Origin of the sequence: Bacteroides ilei, from assembly GCF_900128495.1 — a bacterium.
Lineage (GTDB): Bacteria > Bacteroidota > Bacteroidia > Bacteroidales > Bacteroidaceae > Phocaeicola > Phocaeicola ilei.
Genome location: NZ_LT635801.1, coordinates 1,263,533 through 1,287,422, shown reverse-complemented (window position 1 = coordinate 1,287,422; position 23,890 = coordinate 1,263,533). Strand labels below are relative to the sequence as shown.

Annotated in this window: 16 protein-coding genes; 13 read left to right on the top strand and 3 right to left on the bottom strand. The window is 47.6% G+C overall.

Translation table 11 applies throughout. The annotated features are described in order from the left end of the window. Nucleotides 1-2: 2 nt before the first annotated feature. Complete coding sequence (gene thrA / locus BQ7489_RS05495) at nt 3-2,435, bottom strand: bifunctional aspartate kinase/homoserine dehydrogenase I (RefSeq protein WP_072530292.1); 2,433 nt, start codon at nt 2,433-2,435, stop codon at nt 3-5. Nucleotides 2,436-2,969: 534 nt separating this feature from the next. On the opposite strand from thrA, the gene frr reads away from it, so the two are divergent. The 13 genes from frr (at nt 2,970) to BQ7489_RS05430 (ending at nt 20,264) form a co-directional block, all read left to right on the top strand. Beyond that, nucleotides 2,970-3,530: a ribosome recycling factor gene (gene frr, locus BQ7489_RS05490; protein ID WP_072532043.1), complete on the top strand. Its 561-nt coding sequence runs from the start codon at nt 2,970-2,972 to the stop codon at nt 3,528-3,530. A gap of 87 nt (nt 3,531-3,617) precedes the next feature. After that, on the top strand, nt 3,618-4,553 hold the full coding sequence (rsgA, locus tag BQ7489_RS05485) for a ribosome small subunit-dependent GTPase A (protein ID WP_072530291.1): 936 nt from the start codon (nt 3,618-3,620) through the stop codon (nt 4,551-4,553). A gap of 30 nt (nt 4,554-4,583) precedes the next feature. Then, on the top strand, nt 4,584-6,035 hold the full coding sequence (locus tag BQ7489_RS05480) for an MFS transporter (protein WP_072530290.1): 1,452 nt from the start codon (nt 4,584-4,586) through the stop codon (nt 6,033-6,035). A gap of 181 nt (nt 6,036-6,216) precedes the next feature. After that, the gene (locus BQ7489_RS05475) at nt 6,217-7,293 is read left to right on the top strand and encodes an efflux RND transporter periplasmic adaptor subunit (RefSeq protein WP_072530289.1); all 1,077 of its coding nucleotides are present in this window, start codon (nt 6,217-6,219) and stop codon (nt 7,291-7,293) included. A 12-nt stretch (nt 7,294-7,305) separates the two neighbouring features. Beyond that, the gene (locus BQ7489_RS05470; RefSeq protein WP_072530288.1) at nt 7,306-10,341 is read left to right on the top strand and encodes an efflux RND transporter permease subunit; all 3,036 of its coding nucleotides are present in this window, start codon (nt 7,306-7,308) and stop codon (nt 10,339-10,341) included. Further along, nucleotides 10,338-11,654 (top strand): TolC family protein, encoded by a 1,317-nt coding sequence (locus BQ7489_RS05465; RefSeq protein ID WP_072530287.1) that lies wholly within the window; start codon nt 10,338-10,340, stop codon nt 11,652-11,654. The genes BQ7489_RS05470 and BQ7489_RS05465 overlap by 4 nt, the downstream gene beginning before the upstream one ends. A 43-nt stretch (nt 11,655-11,697) precedes the next feature. Next, nucleotides 11,698-13,377 (top strand): amino acid permease, encoded by a 1,680-nt coding sequence (locus BQ7489_RS05460; protein ID WP_072532042.1) that lies wholly within the window; start codon nt 11,698-11,700, stop codon nt 13,375-13,377. 100 nt (nt 13,378-13,477) lie between these two features. Beyond that, the gene (gene cysQ / locus BQ7489_RS05455; protein WP_072530286.1) at nt 13,478-14,287 is read left to right on the top strand and encodes a 3'(2'),5'-bisphosphate nucleotidase CysQ; all 810 of its coding nucleotides are present in this window, start codon (nt 13,478-13,480) and stop codon (nt 14,285-14,287) included. 13 nt (nt 14,288-14,300) lie between these two features. Next, complete coding sequence (locus BQ7489_RS05450; protein WP_072530285.1) at nt 14,301-15,848, top strand: SLC13 family permease; 1,548 nt, start codon at nt 14,301-14,303, stop codon at nt 15,846-15,848. A gap of 23 nt (nt 15,849-15,871) precedes the next feature. Next, nucleotides 15,872-16,480 carry an adenylyl-sulfate kinase gene (cysC, locus tag BQ7489_RS05445; protein WP_072530284.1) on the top strand — a complete coding sequence of 203 codons (609 nt, stop codon included), beginning with the start codon at nt 15,872-15,874 and terminating at the stop codon, nt 16,478-16,480. A gap of 24 nt (nt 16,481-16,504) precedes the next feature. Beyond that, complete coding sequence (gene cysD / locus BQ7489_RS05440; RefSeq protein WP_072530283.1) at nt 16,505-17,416, top strand: sulfate adenylyltransferase subunit CysD; 912 nt, start codon at nt 16,505-16,507, stop codon at nt 17,414-17,416. Nucleotides 17,417-17,460: 44 nt separating this feature from the next. After that, complete coding sequence (cysN, locus tag BQ7489_RS05435; protein ID WP_072530282.1) at nt 17,461-18,966, top strand: sulfate adenylyltransferase subunit CysN; 1,506 nt, start codon at nt 17,461-17,463, stop codon at nt 18,964-18,966. Between the two features lie 191 nt (nt 18,967-19,157). After that, nucleotides 19,158-20,264 (top strand): sulfotransferase family protein, encoded by a 1,107-nt coding sequence (locus tag BQ7489_RS05430; RefSeq protein WP_072530281.1) that lies wholly within the window; start codon nt 19,158-19,160, stop codon nt 20,262-20,264. Between the two features lie 99 nt (nt 20,265-20,363). On the opposite strand, the gene BQ7489_RS05425 is transcribed toward BQ7489_RS05430, so the two are convergent. Together BQ7489_RS05425 and BQ7489_RS05420 are read right to left on the bottom strand one after the other, a co-directional pair. After that, nucleotides 20,364-22,013 carry a fumarate hydratase gene (locus BQ7489_RS05425; protein WP_072530280.1) on the bottom strand — a complete coding sequence of 550 codons (1,650 nt, stop codon included), beginning with the start codon at nt 22,011-22,013 and terminating at the stop codon, nt 20,364-20,366. 91 nt (nt 22,014-22,104) lie between these two features. Continuing rightward, entirely contained in the window at nt 22,105-23,877 is a 1,773-nt protein-coding gene (locus tag BQ7489_RS05420; protein WP_072530279.1) for a TlpA family protein disulfide reductase, read from the bottom strand. Nucleotides 23,878-23,890: the final 13 nt, after the last annotated feature.

The window sequence follows — 23,890 nt, the reverse complement described above, 5'->3', positions numbered from 1 at the left end:
GCTCAGATATTTGCAATGCTCATGATGTCAGCAAAAACACCGGCAGCTGTTACGCTGGCACCGGCACCATAGCCTTGAATAAGCATCGGATATTCGTTGTATCGTTCTGTTGTCAGCAATATGATGTTATTGCTACCCTCCAATGTATAAAATGGATGATGGCTGTCAACCTCTTGTAAGGCAACTGAAGCATGCCCATTATCCAGCGAAGCAATAAAACGCCAATGCTTGTGTTCCTTTTCCAAAACCTGGCGACGGGCTTCAAAACCCGCATCCAATGACGGGATTTCCTTCCAGAATTTTTCCAATGACCCTTCAAATAACTCATCCGGTATGAACAGATGCGTCTCTACATCTTCCTGATTGATCCGGTACCCGGCTTCACGGGCCAGAATAACCAGTTTACGGATAACATCCTTACCGCTCAGGTCAATACGTGGATCAGGTTCGGAATACCCCTCTTCCTTAGCCCTACGTATCGTTTCACTCAAAGGTACATCGGCACTGATTGTATTGAATATATAATTCAATGTTCCGCTCAATACAGCTTCAATCTTCAGGATCTTGTCACCGCTGTTAATCAGGTCATTGATGGTATTGATAACCGGCAGACCGGCACCTACATTCGTTTCGAACAGAAATTTGACTCCACGCTGACGGGCTATCTGTTTCAATTCGGCATAAGTTTCATATTCGGAAGAAGCCGCTATCTTGTTGGCCGCAACTACTGATATGTTATGGCTCAAAAAATCTTTGTACAATCCGGCAATGTCGGCACTGGCCGTACAGTCAACAAATACCGAATTAAATATATTCATTCCGATAACACCGTCATGCAGCACCTGATTGGAACTTTCCATTCCTTTTTCATCCAATTCCTGACGATAATTTGCCAGATCAATCCCTTCACGTGAAAAAAGTGCCTTATGGCCGTTAGCTATCCCTACAACATTCAGTTTCAGACCACGCTCTTGTTTCAAGCGTTCCTGCTGTCCGTGGATTTGTTCAATCAAACTATGTCCTACCGTACCAATACCACAGATGAACAGATTCAATACTTGGTACTCAGACAAGAAAAAAGAGTCATGAATGACATTCAGTGTCTTACGCAATGAAGCACCGTCGACTACAAATGAAATATTGGTTTCTGAAGCCCCTTGTGCACAAGCAATCACATTGATTCCGTTACGCCCCAAAGTCCCGAACAACTTGCCCGCAATACCCGGAGTATGCTTCATGTTTTCACCCACGATGGCTACGGTAGCCAGACCGCCTTCAACCTTCATCGGACTGATTTCACCCATCTCGATTTCTTTCGAGAATTCTTCATTCAGAACTTCACAGGCCAATTCAGCCTCACCGTTACGAACACCAATTGAAATGGAGTTTTCAGAAGAAGCCTGAGATACGAGGAACACACTGATACCGTTTTCGGCCAACGACTTGAACAACCGATGGTCTACACCGATCACACCGACCATTCCCAAACCGGTCATTGTAATCAGACAGGTATCATTGATGGAAGATATACCCTTGATAGCCTTCGAAAAATGATCGGCTTCCTGCTTGATGATAGTACCCGGAGCATCCGGATTGAAAGTATTCTTTATCAGAATAGGAATATTCTTGTGGCAGACTGGATAAATGGTAGGAGGATAAACAACCTTAGCACCGAAATTACAAAGTTCCATGGCTTCCACATAACTCAGTTCGGTAATAGGATAAGCGGAACTGATCACACGGGGATCGGCAGTCATGAAACCGTCCACATCCGTCCAGATTTCCAAAACGTCGGCATCCAGCGCCGCAGCAATAATGGAAGCCGTATAATCGGATCCGCCACGTCCCAGATTGGTCACTTCACCGGTATTCTTATCGGTCGAAATGAATCCCGGAACCAAAGATACCCTCGGTATATTCTGGAAGGTTTCACGGACCAGTCTGTTAGTCAACTCAGAATCCAGAATATGCTTGTTATGTTTTTTCTCGGTCTTTATAAAGGTACGCGAATCAAACCACTGAGCCCCTTCAATAAGGGTTGCAACAATAATAGACGACAGGCGTTCACCGTAGCTGACAATCGTTGCCGATGTCTTTGGAGACAGGTCACGGATCAGATAAATCCCTTGGAAAATATCCTTCAACTCACTCAACAGTTCATTCACACAATCAAGTAACAGTTCACGCTTTTGCCCGGCCGGAATAACCGTATAAACCATCTCGATATGGCGGTTCACTATTTCCTTCATTTCCTTTTCATAACCGGAATCGCCTTCGGATGCCATTTTGGATGTATTGATCAACTTGTCGGTAATTCCACCCAAAGCAGAAACCACAACAATTACCTTATCATCTACAGCCTCAACAATCTTCTTGACATTTAACATACTGTTCACAGAACCTACGGATGTTCCGCCGAATTTCAATACTTTCATGTGCTAATGTATTTTTCACCGTCTTTTGGGCAAAGACGGCAGTTAATAATCAAAAAAATAATAAATAAATAGAAATAATAAAAAGAAGCCTGAATCCACAGGCGTGTAACACGTAGAAACACCTATATACAAATACTCAACCCCGAGGGGTCATCCCGGTACCTGAAGTGAACATGGCTGTTCGCCCTGTTCCGGTCATCATATTGATATGAAGAGAATATAGGTTCATAGATTATTGCTTTGTCGACGGCAAATATAATAACAATTTTCCACAAACAATAAGTTAATCTATTTTTTTTGCAGTTTTAAATTCATATCTCCATTATCCTATTTCTAACAAAATTGTAACCGCCAATCCTTTTTTTGCAAAAATCTTTCATTTTACTCCAATACAGGAAAAAACATATAAACACTTCCCCGTCAACGGCAAATTAGCAGCCAACTATTGCAAAAGAATAAAAAATGACTTATTTTTGTTCACATAAAGACTTATATATATTTATTTTTCGGAAACTTAAAAAAGAATATAAATCTATGGCAGATTCAAAAGTTATTCTCAGCGAAGCTGAAGAGAAAATGGATATGGCAATCATGTATCTGGACGAGGCTTTGGCACACATCCGTGCAGGAAAGGCAGACGTACGTCTGCTTGACGGCATCCGGGTAGATTCCTATGGTAGCATGGTTCCCATCAACAATGTAGCCGCAGTCACAACCCCCGATGCACGGAGTATTGCCATCAAGCCTTGGGATAAAAACATGTTCCGCGTCATTGAAAAGGCAATCATCGATTCCGAATTGGGTATCATGCCCGAAAACAACGGAGAAATTATCCGCCTGGGAATTCCTCCATTGACGGAAGAGCGCCGTAAACAGTTATCCAAACAATGCAAGGGAGAAGGTGAAACCGCAAAAGTAAGTGTCCGCAACGCCCGTCGCGACGCCATCGACGCATTGAAGAAAGCCGTAAAGGACGGAATGCCCGAAGATGAGCAGAAAAACGCCGAAGCCAAATTGCAGAAGGTACATGACAAGTACATCAAACAGATTGATGACCTGCTGGCAGCAAAGGATAAAGAAATCATGACTGTTTAAAATTATATCATTCTTTCGAGAAGGAGCCTTACACCAGACTCCTTCTCTATTTTTTATTTTGTTTTTCTTCATCAACGCTTAATACATTTGGATAAAGGACTAGTCATAAAGAATACAGGCAGCTGGTATCTGGTCAAGACCGATGATAACCGGCTGGTGGAATGTAAGGTCAAAGGAAATTTCCGTCTGAAAGGAATCCGCAGTACAAACCCGATAGCCGTAGGCGACCGGGTACAGATAACGATCAATACCGAGGGGACCGCATTCATCACCGAAATCGAAGACCGTAAGAATTACATCATCCGCCGTGCTTCAAACCTGTCGAAACAATCACACATCATCGCAGCCAACCTCGACCAGTGCATGCTGGTGGTTACCGTGAACTACCCCGAAACGTCGACTACCTTCATCGACAGATTTCTCGCATCCGCCGAAGCCTATCGTGTACCCGTCTGTCTCATTTTCAATAAAACAGACCGCTATTCGGACAATGAAACCCACTATCTGGAAGGACTGGTCAATCTCTATACACATATTGGTTATCCCTGCTATCAGGTTTCGGCCCTGACCGGAAAAGGAATCAATGAAATCAAAGAAGCCTTAAAAGGCAAAATATCCTTGTTTTCCGGCCATTCCGGAGTGGGAAAATCAACGCTGATCAATGCGATACTTCCGGAACAGCACCTGAAGACAGGTGAAATATCGGCAGCCCACAACAAGGGCATGCACACCACCACCTTTTCCGAAATGTTCGAAACGGAAGACAACGGATACATCATTGACACTCCCGGCATCAAAGGTTTCGGAACCTTCGACATGAAAGACGAAGAAGTAGGTCATTATTTCAAGGAAATATTCGAGTTCTCCGCCAATTGCAAGTATGGAAACTGTACCCACCGGCATGAACCGGGCTGTGCCGTACGCGAAGCTGTAGAAAAGCATTACATCAGCGAATCACGCTATGCATCTTATTTGAATATACTGGAAGACAAGGAAGAAGGGAAATACCGGTCTGCCTTCTGATTCCACCAATAAAACTAACCCTGAACCGACATGAAAACCACACAATCAAAAATGACCAATTTCCGATGGGTAATCTGCTTCATGCTTTTCGCAGCTACAACCATCAACTACATGGACCGTCAGGTCCTCTCATTGACATGGAAAGATTTCATTGCTCCAGAATTCCACTGGACCGACAGTGATTATGGCTTCATAGCCGCAGTCTTTGCCATCATTTATGCCGTAAGCATGTTATTTGCCGGACGGATAATCGACTGGCTGGGCACCCGGAAAGGATATTTGTGGACCATCGGAATCTGGTCCTTGGGAGCCTGCCTGCATGCCTTCTGCGGCTATGCCACTGAACTGTGGGTCGGAGCCGATTCCATTGAAGCGCTGAAACAGGCCGAAACAGGCTCGGCACTTGCCATGACCATCGCTACTGTAAGTGTCTATTTTTTCATAGCCGCCCGCTTTATCCTGGCAGTAGGAGAAGCCGGAAACTTCCCCGTTGCCGCCAAAGTAGCAGCCGAATATTACCCGAAAAAAGACCGTGCGTTCCCGACCAGCATCTATAACAGCGGAGCTGCTATCGGAGCCCTGATCGCTCCGGTATCCATTCCATCACTGGCCAGTTATTTCAAAAGTATCGGAGTCGGTAACGGATGGGAAATGGCCTTCATCATTATCGGTGCCTTAGGATTCATCTGGATGGGATTCTGGGTTTTCCTTTATAACCCTCCCCGTAAAAGTAAATGGGTCAACTCGAAAGAACTGGAATACATTGAACAGGACGATCTGGAGGAAAAACAGAAAGAAATAGGGCCGGAAGAGCCCAAGATGTCTTTTCTACAATGCATCCGCTACCGACAAGCCTGGGCTTTTGCCGTAGGAAAATTCATGACCGACGGAATATGGTGGTTTTTCCTGTTCTGGACTCCGGCTTATTTAAGTGATGTCTATCATTTGCCTTCAAACAATCCGACAGCCCAATTACTGATATTTGTACTGTATGCCATAACCATGCTCTCCATTATCGGAGGTTGGCTCCCCACCTATTTTGTTGAAAAGAAACGTATGGATCCGTATCAGGGGAGAATGAAAGCTATGCTCATCTTCGCATTTATCCCTATCATTACCCTGACCGCCCAACCCTTAGGTTCTTATTCCTACTGGTTCCCCATCATCATCATCGGCATTGCTGGAGCTGCACATCAGGCATGGTCATCGAATATATACTGTACCGTAAGCGACATGTTCCCTAAATCGGCCGTCGCTACCATCATCGGATTCGGAGGGATGGCAGGCGGTATCGGATCATCATTGATCAACTACGGATCTGGGATCCTTTTTGACCATGCAGCCGAAACCGATATGGCATTCATAGGCTTTACCGGAAAACCGGCCGGCTACTTCATCATTTTCTGTATCTGCTCCGTTGCCTACCTCATCGGATGGATCATCATGAAGACATTGGTACCTAAATATAAGCCGATCAGATAGAATCATCAAATACACATTAAAGGCTGTTTAAACCGTTAATTCTGTCCGGAAGCGGTTTAAACAGCTTTTTTTATTTGTACAAATCATCCATTATTCCTAAAAAACGCTAAATTTAACCAATACAATTAAACCTTCAACAAATAATCCTTATCATAAAACAAGAATCAAAATTGAAGAACACATGAATAAAAAGGTAAAATGGGGTATTGTTATCCTTATAGGCATCGGTGTCGTTTATTTCGGTATCCGTACATTCATACCCACCCAAAATGAAGAACTGGCGCAAGCCGAGAAAGACCTCCCCAAGAACAAGAAACAGGCACTTAATGTAAATGTAAAGATTATCAAGTCCCACTTGCTGACCGACCAACTTTTTGTCAGCGGCAAACTGATTCCCGACGAAGAAGTCGACCTTTCATTCGAAACATCCGGAAAAATCACTGATATTCATTTCTCTGAAGGAAGCCTTGTCCAGAAAGGAGAACTGCTGGCAAAAATCAACGACCAGCAGTTGCAGGCCCAGCTCGACCGGTTGGAAGCACAGATGCCGCTGGCAGAAGACCGTGTGTTCCGTCAGAATGCCTTGCTGCAACGGGATGCTGTAAGTAAAGAAGCCTATGAACAGGTAAAGACCGAACTGGCCACACTCCACGCCGATATAGAAAATGTAAAGGCCAATATAGCCATGACCGAACTACGAGCTCCGTTCGACGGGGTTATCGGCCTCCGTCAGGTAAGTACCGGAACATTCGCTTCCCCCACTACCATTGTTGCCAAACTGACCAAAATATCACCGATCAAGGTCGAATTTGCTGTTCCGGAACGGTACGCACGGCAGATCCATAAAGGGACCCGCCTAAGCTTCAAGATCGACGGACGGCTGAACGCTTTCGAAGCGGAAGTCTACGCTACCGAATCCAGCATTGATCCCGAAACGCACACACTCATGGTACGCGCCATCTACCCGAACAGCAAAAGAGAACTGCTACCCGGAAGATATGCCGACATTACCCTGAAGCAACAGGAAATAAAGGACGCTATTGCCATACCATCGGAAGCGATTGTACCGGAAATGGGGAAAAATAAGGTATTCGTATACCGTTCCGGGAAAGCGGAGCCTGTAGATGTCACTATCGGTATCCGTACCGAAGCAGAAGTACAGATTCTCCAGGGATTGTCAATCGGTGATACAATCATCACCTCAGGAACTCTTCAGCTGAGAAAAGACATGCCTATAATCATTGATAAAATCGATTAATACAGTTGCCTTATGAATATATCCGAACTTAGTATCCGCCGCCCGGTATTGGCAACCGTATTGACCATCATCATCCTGCTTTTCGGCCTGATCGGATATACTACACTGGGAGTACGTGAATACCCGTCTGTAGATAATCCCATCATATCCGTCACCTGTTCCTATCCGGGAGCCAATGCCGATATCATCGAAAGCCAGATTACAGAACCTCTGGAACAGAACATCAACGGTATTCCCGGCATCCGTTCATTGTCCAGTGTCAGCCAGCAGGGAAGCAGCCGTATTACGGTCGAATTCGAGCTGTCTGTCGACCTGGAAACAGCCGCAAACGACGTCCGCGACAAAGTATCCCGCGCCCAGCGTTATCTGCCCCGCGACTGCGACCCACCTACTGTATCAAAAGCCGACGCTGACGCTACTCCTATCCTGATGGTTGCCATCCAAAGCAACAGCCGTTCATTACTGGAGCTGAGTGAAATCGCCGATCTCACCGTCAAGGAACAGCTTCAAACCATATCAGACGTAAGTAGTGTTTCCATCTGGGGAGAAAAAAGATACTCCATGCGTCTCTGGCTTGACCCGACTAAAATGGCTGGCTACGGCATCACACCTGTCGACATAAAGAATGCGATGGACAAGGAAAATGTAGAGCTGCCTTCAGGAAGTATCGAAGGAAATACCGTGGAACTGACCTTACGTACAATGGGACAGATGCATACGGCCGATGAATTCAACAACGTAGTAATAAAGGAAGTGGACGGACAGATAATCCGTTTCAGCGATATCGGTTACGCCGAACTGGGAGCCGCCGACATCAAAAGCTACATGAAGATGAACGGAGTCCCGATGGTGGGAGTAGTCGTTATCCCACAACCGGGAGCCAACCACATAGAAATTGCCGATGCCGTATACGAACGCATGGAACAGATGCGTAAAGACTTGCCGGCCGATGTGGAATATTCGTACGGATTCGATAATACCAAATTTATCCGTGCCTCTATAGCCGAAGTGGAAAGTACCGTCTACGAGGCGTTCTTTCTGGTTATCATCATCATATTCCTGTTCCTGCGCGACTGGCGTGTAACTCTGATTCCCTGTATTGTCATACCGGTATCTCTGATCGGAGCCTTTTTCGTCATGTATGTGGCGGGATTCTCCATCAACGTACTTACCATGCTGGCCGTGGTCCTGTCCGTGGGGCTGGTTGTGGATGATGCCATTGTGATGACGGAGAACATCTATATCCGTATCGAAAAGGGGATGCGTCCTTTTGACGCCGGCATTGAAGGAGCCAAGGAAATCTTTTTCGCCGTCATTTCCACAACTGTCACACTGGTAGCGGTATTCCTTCCCATCGTATTCATGGAAGGAACGAGCGGACGCCTGTTCCGTGAATTCAGCTTCGTGGTAGCCGGTTCCGTAATGATATCTGCATTCGCAGCACTTACCTTCACCCCGATGCTTGCAACCAAGCTATTGAAAAGACAGGAAAAACATAACTGGTTCTACCGGAAGACGGAACCGTTCTTCGAAGGTATGAACCGTATCTACAGTATCGCTTTACAGGCTTTTCTCAAACGGAGGATAATTGCCATACCGGTTACCGTCATCATGCTGGTTCTGATAGCTATACTCTGGAAAGCAATTCCAGCCGAAATGGCACCTATGGAAGACCGCTCCCAAATTACCATCAATACGCGTGGAGCAGAAGGAGCCAGTTATGAATATATCCGTGACTACACCGAAGATATCAACCAGCTTGTCGACTCAATCATCCCGGATGCAGAAGCTGTTACAGCCCGGGTATCGAGCGGAAGCGGAAACATACGTATCACACTGAAAGATATCAGAGACCGTGACTATTCACAGATGGATGTAGCCGAAAAGCTCTCACAGGCTGTCAAGAAAAAGACAAAGGCACGTTCTTTCGTACAGCAACAGTCATCATTCGGAGGCCGACGCAGCAGTATGCCGGTCCAATATGTACTTCAGGCCACCAGCATTGAAAAGCTGGAAAAAGTGTTGCCGGCCTTCTTAAATAAAGTGTACGACAACCCTACATTCCAAATGGCCGATGTGGACCTGAAATTCAGTAGTCCGGAAATGAGGGTCAACATCCGGCGTGACAAAGCCGCTACCATGGGAACCAGTGTGCAGGACATTGCCCAAACGCTCCAGTACGGATTAAGCGGGCAACGCATGGGATACTTCTACATGAACGGGAAGCAATATGAGATATTGGGACAGATCAACCGCCAGCAGCGCAACCAGCCGGCCAACATCAAATCACTGTATATCCGGAACGATGAAGGGGAAATGATACAGTTGGATAATCTGGTCGACTTCGTCGAAGCGATCGCTCCTCCCAAGCTGTATCATTATAACCGTTTCATTTCCGCCACGGTATCGGCGGGACTTGCCGAAGGAAAAACCATCGGGCAAGGACTTGACGAAATGGACAAGATTGCGTCGGAAACACTGGACGACACATTCCGTACAGCCTTGGCCGGCGACTCCAAAGACTACCGCGAAAGCTCGTCAAGCCTGATGTTCGCTTTCATCCTGGCCCTGGTCCTGATTTACCTGATCCTCTCGGCCCAATTCGAAAGTTTCAAGGATCCGCTGATCATTATGCTGACAGTACCACTGGCTATTGCCGGTGCCCTGATATTCATGTATTTCAATGGCATAACCATGAATATCTTCAGTCAGATCGGTATCATCATGCTGATCGGACTGGTGGCAAAGAACGGTATCCTGATCGTGGAGTTCGCCAATCAGAAGCAGGAGGCCGGAGAAGACAAGATGCTGGCCATCCACGATGCATCCCTGCAACGTCTGCGCCCTATCCTGATGACCAGTATCTCCACGATTCTGGGTCTGATTCCGCTGGCCTTCGCTAGCGGCGAAGGAGCCAACCAACGTATAGCCATGGGTATTGCCGTGGTAGGTGGTATGATGGTCTCAACCTTCCTGACCATGTTTATCGTACCTGCCATCTATTCATATATTTCAACCAACCGCAGTAAAAGAAAGGAGGAAGCATGAAACGATTCGTCTGCTACATTATATTAGGCCTGACCGTATTCACCGCACAGGCACAATACACCTATACGCTGCAACAGTGCCTGGAAGAAGGGCTCAGCAACAACTATTCGCTCCGCATTGTCCGTAACGAAGAACAGCAAAGCAAGAACAATGCTACACTGGCCAATGCCGGGTATCTTCCTACCATCGACCTGAGTGCCGGATACAGTTCTACCATAGACAACACCGACAACAGATCACGTGAGGACAATTCGCTGGCCCGGGAAAGAGGAGTGTTCAACCAGACCTTAGATGCCGGGATTGACCTGAACTGGACCATTTTTGACGGATTCAATATCAGTACCACCTACAAGCAGCTGAAAGAGATGGAACGGATGGGAGAAACCAATACCCGCATCGCCCTAGAGGACTTCATAGCCAGCCTGACAGCCGAATACTACAATTATATCCAGCAGGAAATCCGACTGAAAAACTTCAGGTATGCTGTATCACTGTCAAAAGAACGTCTCCGCATCGTGGAGGAACGATATCACATCGGGAATTTTTCCCGTCTGGATTACCAGCAGGCTACGGTAGACTTCAATGCCGACAGTGCACAATATATAAAACAACAGGAAATGGTATACACATCGCGCATCAACCTGAACGAGCTGATGGCAGCAAAGAATATCAACCGGCCTATCCAGGTGACGGATTCCATTATCGACCTGAACCTGAAACTTAATTTCAGGGATTTGTATAACTCGACCATGGCATCCAACGCTTCGCTGTTGAAAGCCAACCAGAATACCAATATAGTCCAGATGGACTACAAGAAAGTGTTGTCACGCAATTACCCGTACGTCAGGCTGAATGCAGGATACGGATATACCCTCAACAGATATGACATCAACTCCATCAAACGGCGCAATAACTGGGGGTTCAGTGGAGGCATAACCGTAGGGATCAACCTGTTCGACGGGAACCGTCGGCGTGAAAAGAGAAATGCCAGTCTTGACATACGCAATGCCCAACTGGAACGGGAACAGTTGGAACTGGGACTTCTGGCCGATCTGAACAACCTGTGGCAGGCTTACCGGAACAACATCCAGCTTCTGAATCTTGAACGTCAGAATCTGGTATCGGCCAAAGAGAACCACGAAATAGCCAAAGAACGCTACCTGTTGGGAGACCTGTCGGGAATCGAAATGCGTGAAGCGCAGAAAAGCCTGCTCGATGCCGAAGAACGTATCCTGTCGGCCGAATATGATACGAAGATGTGTGAAATTTCTTTGCTCCAGCTAAGCGGGAAAATAACGGTCTACCTTAAATAAATTGGTTATCTTTGCACTCTATATAACCAATTATATTGTAAAGATGCAAGGATTATTTATTAGAAAAAGTATAGATGCCCTGCAAGCCGAAGCCCGGCAGACTGGAGAAAGGACCCTGAAACGCGTCCTCGGGCCGGTCAGCCTGGTTGCTTTGGGGGTAGGTGTGATTATCGGGGCTGGCCTGTTCTCCATTACGGGCACCGTTGCGGCCGAATACGCCGGACCGGCCATAACCCTTTCATTCATCATCGCAGCCATCGGCTGTTGTTTCGCTGGCCTCTGTTATGCCGAATTTGCCTCCATGATACCTGTATCAGGAAGTGCCTACACGTATTCATATGCCACCATGGGAGAGCTCATCGCATGGATTATCGGATGGGACCTGGTTCTGGAATATACGGTGGCCGCCACTACAGTCAGTATCAGTTGGAGCAGATACCTGACCGTATTCCTGGAGGGAATCGGATATACTCTGCCTCATGAATTTACCGCATGCCCATGGGACGGCGGGATAATCAACATTCCGGCCATGGTCATCGTGGTATTGATGAGCCTGCTGCTGATGCGGGGCACGGCCGGAAGTTCGTTTGTAAACGGTCTTATCGTATTCCTCAAGATAGGGGTCATTCTGGTTTTCGTATTCCTGGGATGGAGATTCATCCAGTCGGACAACTACATCCCCTATATCCCCGCCAACACAGGGAAATTGGGAGAATTCGGATTTTCAGGCATCCTACGGGGAGCCGCCATCGTATTCTTTGCTTTTCTCGGGTTCGATGCGGTTAGTACCGCAGCCCAGGAAACCAAAAATCCGAAGCGGGACATGCCGATAGGAATCCTGGTTTCATTATTGGTTTGTACCATCCTCTATATCCTTTTCGCACACGTCATGACCGGGGTAGCACACTATACGGCCTTTAAAGGTCAGGAAGGAATTGCTCCCGTAGCAGTAGCCATCGAACACATGGGAAGTGTCAATGCCGCCGGAGTCTTTGAACCGGCCTACCCATGGATGAACAAGGCCATCATTCTGGCAATCCTGTTCGGTTACTGTTCGGTCATTCTGGTAACGTTACTCGGACAAAGCCGCGTATTCCTCAGCATGAGCCACGACGGACTGCTTCCTCCTTTCTTTTCCAAAATCAGCAAAAAATACCGTACACCATTGCACAGCAACTGTCTGTTTATGATACTGGTAAGCCTACTGGCCGGTTTTGTTCCGGCACAGGTAGCAGGAGAAATGACCAGCATCGGTACGCTGCTTGCCTTTACTCTGGTCTGTGCGGCAGTCCTGATTGTACGAAAGACCATGCCCCACGTGCACCGCGCTTTTAAAACACCATTCGTACCATTCGTTCCTATCATGGGAATCCTTACCTGCCTTTGCATGATGTGCTTTCTTCCGGCCGACACTTGGATCCGCCTGGTTCTGTGGATGCTTATCGGTCTCGATATCTATGCCAACTACGGTCACAAGCACAGCAAGCTGGAACCAAACCGGAAACGGCGTAAGGGAGATATGGTCCTGAATATCATGGGACTGGTTCTTTCCGTCCTTTGCATCATTACCGGACTGTGGCACCAGCAAACCGTTGGATGGGATGCAGATATGACCCTGCTCACTATCTCCTTCGTATTTGCTTTTACCCATTGTGCCTACTATATGTGGAGAATATGGAAACAATCAAAAGCCATAGAAACACCGGTTACACCGACAGAATGACCCAAACAGACATAAACAAATGCCGATTGACACAAAAAGTGAGAAATGAACCACTGATAATCAATAAAAAATACGTTACTTTGCACTAGTTTAGAGTATTATGGATAAAAATATATTATATACCGCCATCTGCGCCGCTGTAGAAGCGGGAGCAGAAATCATGAATGTATACACCGATCCGGATGCGGATTTCGAGATCGAAAGAAAAGCCGACAATTCACCGCTCACTGTCGCCGACCGCAAATCACACCAGGTGATTGCCGCACGGCTGGCCTCTACACCTTACCCTGTACTGAGCGAAGAAGGTAAAGCTATCCCCGCTGAAGAACGTCTGAAATGGAAAGAGCTGTGGGTGGTCGATCCGCTGGACGGTACAAAGGAATTCATCAAGAGGAACGGAGAATTCACTGTCAACATCGCCTACGTGAAAGAAGGGCATCCTGAAGCTGGCGTCATCTATATCCCGGTAAAGAAAGAACTTTATTTTGCCGACTGTGAATGGGGAGCCTACAAGGTTGAAAACATCACTTCTGTAGAAGGCGTTACACTTGAACAGCTCATTAGGTACGGACATCGTCTGCCATACACCAATGAACATGCTCACAAAGATTTCGTGATTGTCGCTTCCCGGTCACACCTGACGCCCGAAACGGAAGCCTATATCAATGAAATGAAGCAGAAATATCAACAAGTGGAAACCGTGTCAAAAGGCAGTTCACTGAAACTTTGTCTCATAGCGGAAGGTAAAGCCGACGTTTACCCCCGGTTTGCTCCTACCATGGAATGGGATACTGCCGCCGGACACGCCATTATCCGTGCTGCAGGAAAAGAAGTATACCAGGCCGGAAGTGACAAACCGCTGCAATACAATAAGACCGAATTGTTGAACCCCTGGTTTATAGCCAAATAACACATCGCAGACAATGACACCCGAAGTAATCATTGTACTTGTCTCACTGGTAGCGATGCTGGCCGCCCTCATCATGGACAAGATGCGTCCGGGAATGATCCTGTTCTCGGTAGTAGTCATATTCTTATGTACAGGCATACTGTCACCGGCCGAAATGCTGGCCGGATTCAGCAACAAGGGTATGATTACTGTAGCACTGCTGTTTCTGGTAAGTGAAGGAGTCCGCCAGAGCGGGGCTCTTACCGACCTGATCAAGAAGCTACTTCCCCAAAAGAACGCTACGGTATTTAAGTCACAGATACGCATGCTGCCCACCATCGCTTTCATTTCGGCTTTTCTGAACAATACTCCGGTAGTCGTTATATTCGCCCCCATCATCAAACGGTGGGCCAGTGCAGTCAAGTTGCCGGCAACCTATTTTCTCATCCCCCTCTCTTATGTAACCATCCTGGGAGGCATCTGTACCCTAATCGGCACTTCGACCAATCTGGTTGTAGACAGCATGATCCAGGATGCCGGCATGAAAGGTCTCGGCATGTTCGAACTGGGAAAAGTGGGCATATTCATTGCCGTTGCCGGTATTATCTACCTGCTGCTGTTCTCCAAAAGACTGCTCCCTGCCGAACGTCCGGAACAGTTGAAAGAGGATGATGAAGAAAAAGACAGGTCCATACATCCGGTCGAAGCCATCATAGGCCCGCGCTTTCCGGGTATCAACAAACGGGTTACCGATTTCGACTTCCAGCGCCATTACGGAGCCGTCATCAAAGAACTCCGCCGGGGCGGTAATTCCTATACCGATTTTTCAAGCCTCCGATTCCGTGAAGGTGACACACTGATTGTCCTGGCCGACGACAGTTTCATCAAGGCATGGGGAGAATCTTCGGTCTTCCTGATGCTGGCCAACGGAAAGGATACCGAACCGGCAGGGAAAAAGAAACGTTGGTTCGCCCTTGTCCTGTTACTGTTCATGATTGTGGGAGCAACCGTAGGCGAACTTCCCGGTATCGAAAGACTGCTTCCCGAAGGCATCAAACTCGACATGTTCTTCTTCGTATCGGTCACTACGGTCATCATGGCCTGGACCAAGATATTCCCTCCCCGGAAATATACCAAATACATTTCCTGGGATATCCTGATAACCATTGCATGTGCCTTTGCCATCAGCAAGGCGATGGAGAACTCGGGGGTTGCCGACCTGATAGCCGGATACATCATCGAACTGAGCCACTCCCACGGTCCGTACGTGCTGCTGGCTGCCATGTTCATCATAACCAATATCTTTACAGAACTGATAACCAACAATGCGGCAGCGGCCCTGTCATTCCCGCTGGCCTTATCATTGTCCGAGCAACTGGATGTGAATCCCATGCCTTTCTTTGTGGTAATCTGCATGGCCGCTTCCGCCAGCTTCTCTACACCGATCGGTTATCAGACCAACCTGATCGTGCAAGGTATAGGCAACTATAAGTTCACCGACTTTGTCCGTATCGGACTGCCGCTGAACATCATCACATTCATTATCTCCATTACGGTGGTACCGCTTATATGGAGCTTTTAACAGAATAAAGACAAATACGAAATATGAAAGAAACAACAAACCATATCTATCCGATATTCGACAAGATGCTGGGCCGGGCCGACAAGGAACAGTTGCTCGGACAGCACAGTGTCATGATCTGGTTCACCGGCCTCAGCGGATCGGGCAAAAGTACCATTGCCATCGCTCTGGAACGTGAACTGCAGAAACGGGGGTTGCTCTGCCGTATTCTGGACGGCGACAACATCCGCAGTGGTATCAACAATAACCTGGGCTTCTCGGCCGAAGACCGCGTGGAAAATATCCGCCGCATTGCCGAAGTAGGAAAACTTTTCGTGGATACCGGCATCATCACCATTGCAGCCTTCATCAGCCCGAACAATGAAATACGCGAAATGGCCGCCGACATCATTGGGAAAGAAGATTTTGTGGAGATTTACGTAAGTACCCCGCTCGAAGAATGTGAAAAGCGCGATGTAAAAGGCTTGTACGCCAAGGCACGCCGCGGTGAAATCAAGAATTTCACCGGGATTTCCGCCCCTTTCGAAGCACCTGCACATCCGGCGCTCTCGCTCGACACTTCCAGACTGTCGCTGGAAGAATCGGTCAACCGCCTGCTGGAGCTTATCCTGCCACGTGTAAAAAAAGAATAACAACAATTTTTTCATTATAACAGAATGAACGAAGAATATAAACTGAGCCACTTGAAGGAACTCGAAGCAGAGTCCATACACATCATACGTGAAGTGGCCGCCGAATTTGAAAATCCGGTCATGCTTTACAGTATAGGAAAAGACTCGTCCGTAATGGTCCGCCTGGCCGAAAAAGCTTTTGCCCCGGGTAAAGTACCGTTTCCGTTGATGCACATCGACTCGAAATGGAAATTCAAGGAAATGATCCAGTTCCGCGATGAATATGCCAAGAAATATGGTTGGAACCTGATTGTGGAAAGTAACATGGAAGCTTTCCGTGCGGGTGTAGGACCGTTTACCCACGGCAGCAAAGTACATACCGACCTGATGAAGACCCAGGCCCTGCTGCATGCCCTCGAAAAATATAAGTTCGATGCCGCTTTCGGCGGTGCACGCCGTGACGAAGAAAAATCACGCGCCAAAGAACGGATCTTCTCTTTCCGTAACGAATTCCAGCAATGGGACCCGAAGAACCAACGCCCCGAACTGTGGGATATCTACAATGCCCGCATCCGTAAGGGTGAAAGCATCCGCGTCTTCCCGCTGAGCAACTGGACCGAACTGGATATCTGGCAGTACATCCGACTTGAAAAGATTCCTATCGTACCGCTGTATTTCGCCAAGGTACGGCCGGTTGTCAACATCGACGGACAGCTGATCATGCCGGACGACGACCGTCTCCCTGAAAAATACAAAGACAAGATCGAGATGAAGAAAATCCGTTTCCGTACATTGGGATGCTGGCCGCTTACCGGTGCCATCGAAAGTGAGGCCGATACAATCGAAAAGATTGTAGAAGAGATGATGACCACTACCAAGAGCGAACGGACTACCCGTGTCATCGACTTCGACCAGGAAGCAAGTATGGAACAGAAAAAACGTGAGGGATACTTCTAAAATAGAACTCACAGGATTCAATTCACTGACAAATACGATATCTTATGGAACATCTAGATAAAAACAAATCGGGCAACCCGATGGAAGGCGAAGCCAGAGGCAACATGTCCATCGAAGAATTCCTGAAAAAAGACGAACAGAAAGACCTGCTCCGTTTCCTGACGGCAGGATCGGTAGACGACGGCAAATCCACCCTGATCGGACGTCTGCTGTTCGACAGCAAGAAACTGTATGAAGACCAGCTGGACGCACTGGAACGTGACAGCAAACGTGTGGGCAACGCAGGCGAACACATTGACTATGCCCTGCTGCTCGACGGACTGAAGGCCGAACGTGAACAGGGTATCACCATCGACGTGGCATACCGCTATTTCTCGACCAACAAGCGTAAATTCATCATAGCCGATACTCCGGGACACGAACAATATACCCGCAACATGATTACAGGCGGTTCGACCGCCAATCTGGCCATTATCCTGGTCGATGCCCGCACCGGTGTCATTACCCAGACACGCCGCCACACCTACCTTGTATCATTGCTGGGAATCAAGCATGTCATCCTGGCCGTCAACAAGATGGACCTGGTAGATTTCTCGAAGGACGTTTTCGACAAGATCGTAGCCGACTACAAAGCCTTCATCACTCCACTGGGAATACCCGATGTACAATGCATCCCCTTGTCGGCCCTGGAAGGCGACAACGTGGTGGAAAAATCCGAACGTACCCCGTGGTATAAAGGCACATCTCTGCTGGAATACCTGGAAACCGTACACCTCGGAAACGACCATAATCTGAAGGATTTCCGCTACCCGGTACAATACGTACTCCGCCCGAACCTCGACTTCCGCGGATTCTGCGGCAAAATCGCATCCGGTGTTGTGCACAAAGGCGATGAAGTGGTAGCACTTCCGTCGGGAAAGAAATCGCACATCAAGAGCATCGTTACCTACGACGGGGAACTGGATTATGCCTTCTCTCCGATGTCGGTAACCCTGACTCTGGAAGACGAAATAGACGTGTCACGCGGAGAAATGCTGGTACACCCCGACAATATGCCCATGATAGGACGTAACTTCGAAGCCATGCTGGTATGGATGGACGAGGAAAAGATGAATATGGACAAGGCTTTCTTCCTGAAGCAGACCACCAATACCAGCCGTACCCGTGTAGACAGCATCAAGTATAAAGTTGATATCAACACGATGGAACATCTGAGTGTGGAAAACGGACGCCTTAAAAAGGAAGATGTCCCTATGCAGCTCAACCAGATTGCCCGTGTAGTGCTGACATCTTCAAAGGAACTTTTCTTCGACCCCTATACAAAGAATAAGGCTACCGGCGCATTCATCCTTATCGACCCGATAACCAACAATACCAGTGCTGTAGGTATGATTATCGACCAGGTAGCCGACAAGGACATGCACAACACCATGGAACTGCCGGTTCTAGACCTGCCGAAACTGGGTATCGCTCCCGAACATTACGAAGCGATAGAAAAGGCTGTGAAGGAACTGTCACGCCAGGGAATCGCCATCGAAATAAGAAAATAAACCGGAACCGGACAAGCTGTCTTCATTATCCGACAGTGCGGATTAATCTTATCACTGGAGTGAAAAGACATTATCACCCAGGTGAAAAGATATTATCACCCTAGTGATAAGAATTTATCACTGGAGTGATAACATAAGGAAGACAGCTTGCCGGCCCTATTTCTATAACCCCTACATACCTGTTACAAATCATGGGATTACTTGAATTCAGCAAACTGCCGATCAACACCTTAGTAGGTGCCGACTGGAAGACATTCAAACAGATTACAGCCGGAAAGACCATCGATCCGGATTACAGAGGCAAATACCGCCTGACAAAGATGGTAGACCGTATCCTCTCTACGCTGGTTCCGCTCCAGGATCACCGATACAACAAACTGCTGGCCGGAAAACCGTTGGAACATGATCCGGTTTTCATCCTCGGCCACTGGCGGAGCGGAACGACTTTCATGCACAACGTGTTCTCTTGCGACAAGCATTTCGGCTATAACACGACCTATCAGACCGTCTTCCCGCACCTGATGATGTGGGGACAGCCGTTCTTCAAGAAGAATATGAGTTGGCTGATGCCCGACAAACGTCCTACAGACAACATGGAACTGGCCGTCGACCTGCCTCAGGAGGAAGAGTTTGCTCTGGCCAACATGATGCCGTACACCTATTACAACTTCTGGTTTTTTCCGAAACACATGCAGGAATATGCCGACAAATACCTGCTTTTCAACGATATCACCGATGCGGAACTGAAGGTCTTTGAAGATACATTCACCAAACTCATCAAGATTTCACTATGGAATACCCACGGAACCCAGTTCCTGAGCAAAAACCCTCCGCATACAGGACGTGTAAAGGAACTGGTAAAGATGTTCCCGAATGCGAAATTCATCTACCTGATGCGTAATCCATACACAGTATTCGAATCGACCCGCAGCTTCTTTACCAATACCATACAGCCACTGAAACTGCAGGATATCAGCAATGAAGAACTTCAGGAGAATATTCTGTCAATTTATGCGAAGCTGTATCACAAATATGAAGAAGACAAGCACTTTATTCCGGAAGGCAATCTGGTGGAAGTCCGTTTCGAGGATTACGAGAAGAACGCCTTCGACCTGACACAGGAAATCTACCGGAAGCTGTCGCTTCCAGGATTCGACGAAGCCCGTGCCGACATCGAAGCTTATGTCAACAAAAAGAAAGGATACAAGAAGAACAAGTATCAGTACAAGCCGGAAACAGTCGAACTGGTAGAGAAACACTGGTCATTCGCTTTGGAACAGTGGAACTACAAGTTATAACCATTTGTCCGGACGTCCGGACAATATGCATAAAAAGGGGAAATGCCACAATGACATTTCCCCTTTTTTATATTTCACAACCCTGTATGGGCCAGGAAATTATTTGTTGCCACAACCTGCGCAACGAGGTTTGATCTGCTTGAAGAAATCATTACCCTTGTTGTCGACCAGGATAAATGCCGGGAAGTTTTCGACTTCAATCTTCCAGATAGCTTCCATTCCCAGTTCAGGATATTCCACACACTCGATGCTCTTGATATTGTTCTGGGCCAGGATAGCTGCAGGACCACCGATTGAACCCAGATAGAAACCGCCGTGTTTCTTGCAGGCATCGGTTACAGCCTGGCTACGGTTACCTTTGGCCAGCATGACCATAGAACCTCCATGGCTCTGGAACAGGTCAACGTACGGGTCCATACGGCCGGCAGTAGTCGGGCCCATAGAACCGCAGGCCATACCCTTAGGAGTCTTGGCCGGACCGGCATAATAGATAGGATGATCCTTGATATACTGAGGCAGGTCTTCACCACGGTCCAGACGTTCTTTCAGCTTGGCGTGAGCGATATCACGGCCAACGATGATGGTACCGTTCAAAGACAGACGGGTTGATACCGGATACTTGTCGAGCTGTGCCAGAATCTCACTCATCGGACGGTTCAGGTCAACCTTTACAGCATCACCTTCACCGGCCTGACGCAATTCGGCAGGAATCAGTTCTCCCGGATTTGAATCCAGTTTCTCGATCCAGATACCATCCTTGTTGATCTTACATTTGATGTTACGGTCGGCAGAGCAGGAAACCCCCAGACCAACCGGACAAGAAGCACCGTGACGAGGCAGACGGATGATACGTACATCGTGTGCATAGTACTTACCTCCGAACTGGGCACCCAGACCGATACGGTGAGCTTCTTCCAATACCTGTTTTTCCAGTTCCAGATCACGGAAAGCACGTCCGTATTCATTACCTGTAGTAGGCAGGTTATCATAATAATGGGTAGAAGCCAGCTTCACGGTAAGCAGGTTCTTTTCGGCAGAAGTACCTCCGATAACGAATGCGATATGATAAGGAGGACAGGCAGCCGTACCCAATGTCTTCATCTTTTCAACCAGGAACGGAACCAAAGTAGCCGGATTTAGGATAGCCTTGGTTTCCTGATACAGATAAGTCTTGTTGGCAGAACCTCCACCTTTGGTTACACACAGGAAATTATATTCCATACCTTCTGTAGCCTCCAGGTCGATCTGTGCCGGCAGGTTGCAGCGGGTATTCACTTCTTCATACATGCTCAACGGAGCATTCTGTGAGTAACGCAGGTTATTTTCGGTATAGGTCTTGTACACACCCAGTGACAAAGCCTCTTCGTCGCAATAGCCGGTCCATACCTGCTGGCCTTTTTCACCGTGAATAATAGCCGTACCGGTATCCTGGCAGAAAGGCAATACGCCCTTTGCAGCCACTTCGGCATTACGCAGGAATGTCAACGCTACATATTTATCGTTATCGCTAGCTTCCGGGTCGCTCAGGATTTTAGCAACCTGTTCGTTATGAGAACGACGCAACATGAATGATACATCATGGAAAGCGGCGTTAGCCATTGCAGTCAGACCTTCCTTCTCAATCTTCAGGATAGGTTTACCTTCGAACTCGCTTACAGACACATAGTCTTTAGTAAGCAGATAGTATTCAGTAGTATCTTTTCCGTGTTCGAACATCGGCTGATACTTGAATTCTGGAGTTGTTGCCATAATACGATTATAAATTAATTGTTAGTTATTGTGACAGCAAAGGTACAAAGTATTATCGAAATTTTTCCTTAATTAAAATAAAAACTTTGTTTTATCGCATTGCCTTGCGCAGATCATATTCCAACACACCTATACCCGGAAAGCCGATATAACGGTTCCGTATCTTTCCGTCCTGTCCCACCACCAGATATGCCGGTATGCCCTTGATACCATAGTTGTTACACAAATAGTTCCACTGCTTTTCCGTAATCCGGTAATGTATTCCGGTTATTTCATTGATGACGGTTTTCCAGGTCGATTCGGGAGAGGAGGCACCCGTAACATAAATATATACGATGTTATCTTCCGGCAACCGTTTCTTCATCATGCCGATGACATGCATACTCTTACGGCAAGGGGCACACCATGTGGCCCAGAAATCAACCAGAACAACTTTACCTTTATGCGAGCTTACCATGGCGGGAAAGACCTTCTCGGCAGGCATCATGCTGTCGATCGAGAGGACCACATTGCGCTTGGCTGCCATATTACGCGCTATGACAGCCTTCAGCTTTTCGGCACGCGTATCAATATAGTTCCTCAGCTCAGGCTCGGTAATAGCCTCATACATGGCCTTGTCTTCACCGGTAATCTTATGCAACTTGATCATGTCATGATACACAGTCCTTGCCCGGCGGATATCATTCCACAGGTCGGCCGAAATATGCAGGTTGCGTTCCAAATACTGCAGATACGGCACGTAATCGTATCCATAACGGATATACGGACTCTGTTCCAATCCCTTTGGAATTTCTTTCCTGTCGCCTACCAGAACCAATGCATTCATCTCCAGATTAGTCATGACATATGTCCTGTAGGCGTCACCTGCCTTCTTTTCTTTCTCTACCCGCGAAACCAGGTGCCGGCAGCGCTCATTGACATAATCCTCCAACTGTTCCGCATCCATTCCCTCTGTCCTGAACTCAAATCCCGGCTCGTCTGCAACCGACAAGGGCACTCCATAAGTAGCCAGCTCGGTATTCAGTTCCTGCCCTTTCCCGTCGAACCAAGCCTTCTGTACCTGTCCGAAACGTCCTTTCAGAAGCTGTGACGCCGACATGCTCAAACGGGGCAGATGAATGTATACCGTCATTTCTGCTCCAGGAAACAGAAACATATCAAGCTGTGCCTTGTTTATCTGCAGTTTGGCTCCGCAAGGCATCACTATATCCTGTTCGATATGGAAAGAACCGTCCTCACGCACCTTGACCGACTGCCCCCAGTCATTGGTCAGCAACCAGTCGGCAAAGCGGAACACCACATCCAGGTCAATACGCGGGTCATACCCCAGGATATAACCGTTGACAATGGCCTTCCCTACTTTCAGATCGGGTTGCGGAAGACTCTCCGAAGGTTTTACCGACTGGACATCCAGAAAACTGGGCGTATATACATAAGGCTCCTGTTCCGTCAGCTGGATATCATAGATTGTCCATCCTGCATCGGGTTCAACGAAATCTACCGTATGGACTCCGACCGTCAGAGGGGCGAATGACAAGGTGACCGACCTGTGTCCCAACTCTCCGATCTGCTCCGAAGGGTCCTTGCCGCCGATAGAAACCCGGTCCGCCTCACGCAGCGGAAACCGCTGCACACCATTACACAGATATGTATTCCCAGAAATGGCACACGGCTCACCCGGCCTGCCGTACATCACGGCATCCACCTGAGTCTGTTCATCGGTAATGATTATCTTTCTGATTTCAATTCTGGAAGTATTGGACGTCACAAAACATGGAAGCTCCACCTCCCGCTTGTGATACGTACCCGCATACAATGTCGCCCCAAACAGACACATGAGGCAGAGTATATATAAACTTTTCATAATTACCCTTTCA

Bases quoted from the DNA above. Each gene is read 5' to 3' on its own strand.
- thrA (WP_072530292.1), bottom strand. From the start codon at position 2,435: ATGAAAGTATTGAAATTCGGCGGAACATCCGTAGGTTCTGTGAACAGT.
- frr (WP_072532043.1), top strand. From the start codon at position 2,970: ATGGCAGATTCAAAAGTTATTCTCAGCGAAGCTGAAGAGAAAATGGAT.
- BQ7489_RS05480 (WP_072530290.1), top strand. From the start codon at position 4,584: ATGAAAACCACACAATCAAAAATGACCAATTTCCGATGGGTAATCTGC.
- BQ7489_RS05475 (WP_072530289.1), top strand. From the start codon at position 6,217: ATGAATAAAAAGGTAAAATGGGGTATTGTTATCCTTATAGGCATCGGT.
- BQ7489_RS05470 (WP_072530288.1), top strand. From the start codon at position 7,306: ATGAATATATCCGAACTTAGTATCCGCCGCCCGGTATTGGCAACCGTA.
- BQ7489_RS05465 (WP_072530287.1), top strand. From the start codon at position 10,338: ATGAAACGATTCGTCTGCTACATTATATTAGGCCTGACCGTATTCACC.
- BQ7489_RS05460 (WP_072532042.1), top strand. From the start codon at position 11,698: ATGCAAGGATTATTTATTAGAAAAAGTATAGATGCCCTGCAAGCCGAA.
- cysQ (WP_072530286.1), top strand. From the start codon at position 13,478: ATGGATAAAAATATATTATATACCGCCATCTGCGCCGCTGTAGAAGCG.
- BQ7489_RS05450 (WP_072530285.1), top strand. From the start codon at position 14,301: ATGACACCCGAAGTAATCATTGTACTTGTCTCACTGGTAGCGATGCTG.
- cysC (WP_072530284.1), top strand. From the start codon at position 15,872: ATGAAAGAAACAACAAACCATATCTATCCGATATTCGACAAGATGCTG.
- cysD (WP_072530283.1), top strand. From the start codon at position 16,505: ATGAACGAAGAATATAAACTGAGCCACTTGAAGGAACTCGAAGCAGAG.
- cysN (WP_072530282.1), top strand. From the start codon at position 17,461: ATGGAACATCTAGATAAAAACAAATCGGGCAACCCGATGGAAGGCGAA.
- BQ7489_RS05430 (WP_072530281.1), top strand. From the start codon at position 19,158: ATGGGATTACTTGAATTCAGCAAACTGCCGATCAACACCTTAGTAGGT.
- BQ7489_RS05425 (WP_072530280.1), bottom strand. From the start codon at position 22,013: ATGGCAACAACTCCAGAATTCAAGTATCAGCCGATGTTCGAACACGGA.
- BQ7489_RS05420 (WP_072530279.1), bottom strand. From the start codon at position 23,877: ATGAAAAGTTTATATATACTCTGCCTCATGTGTCTGTTTGGGGCGACA.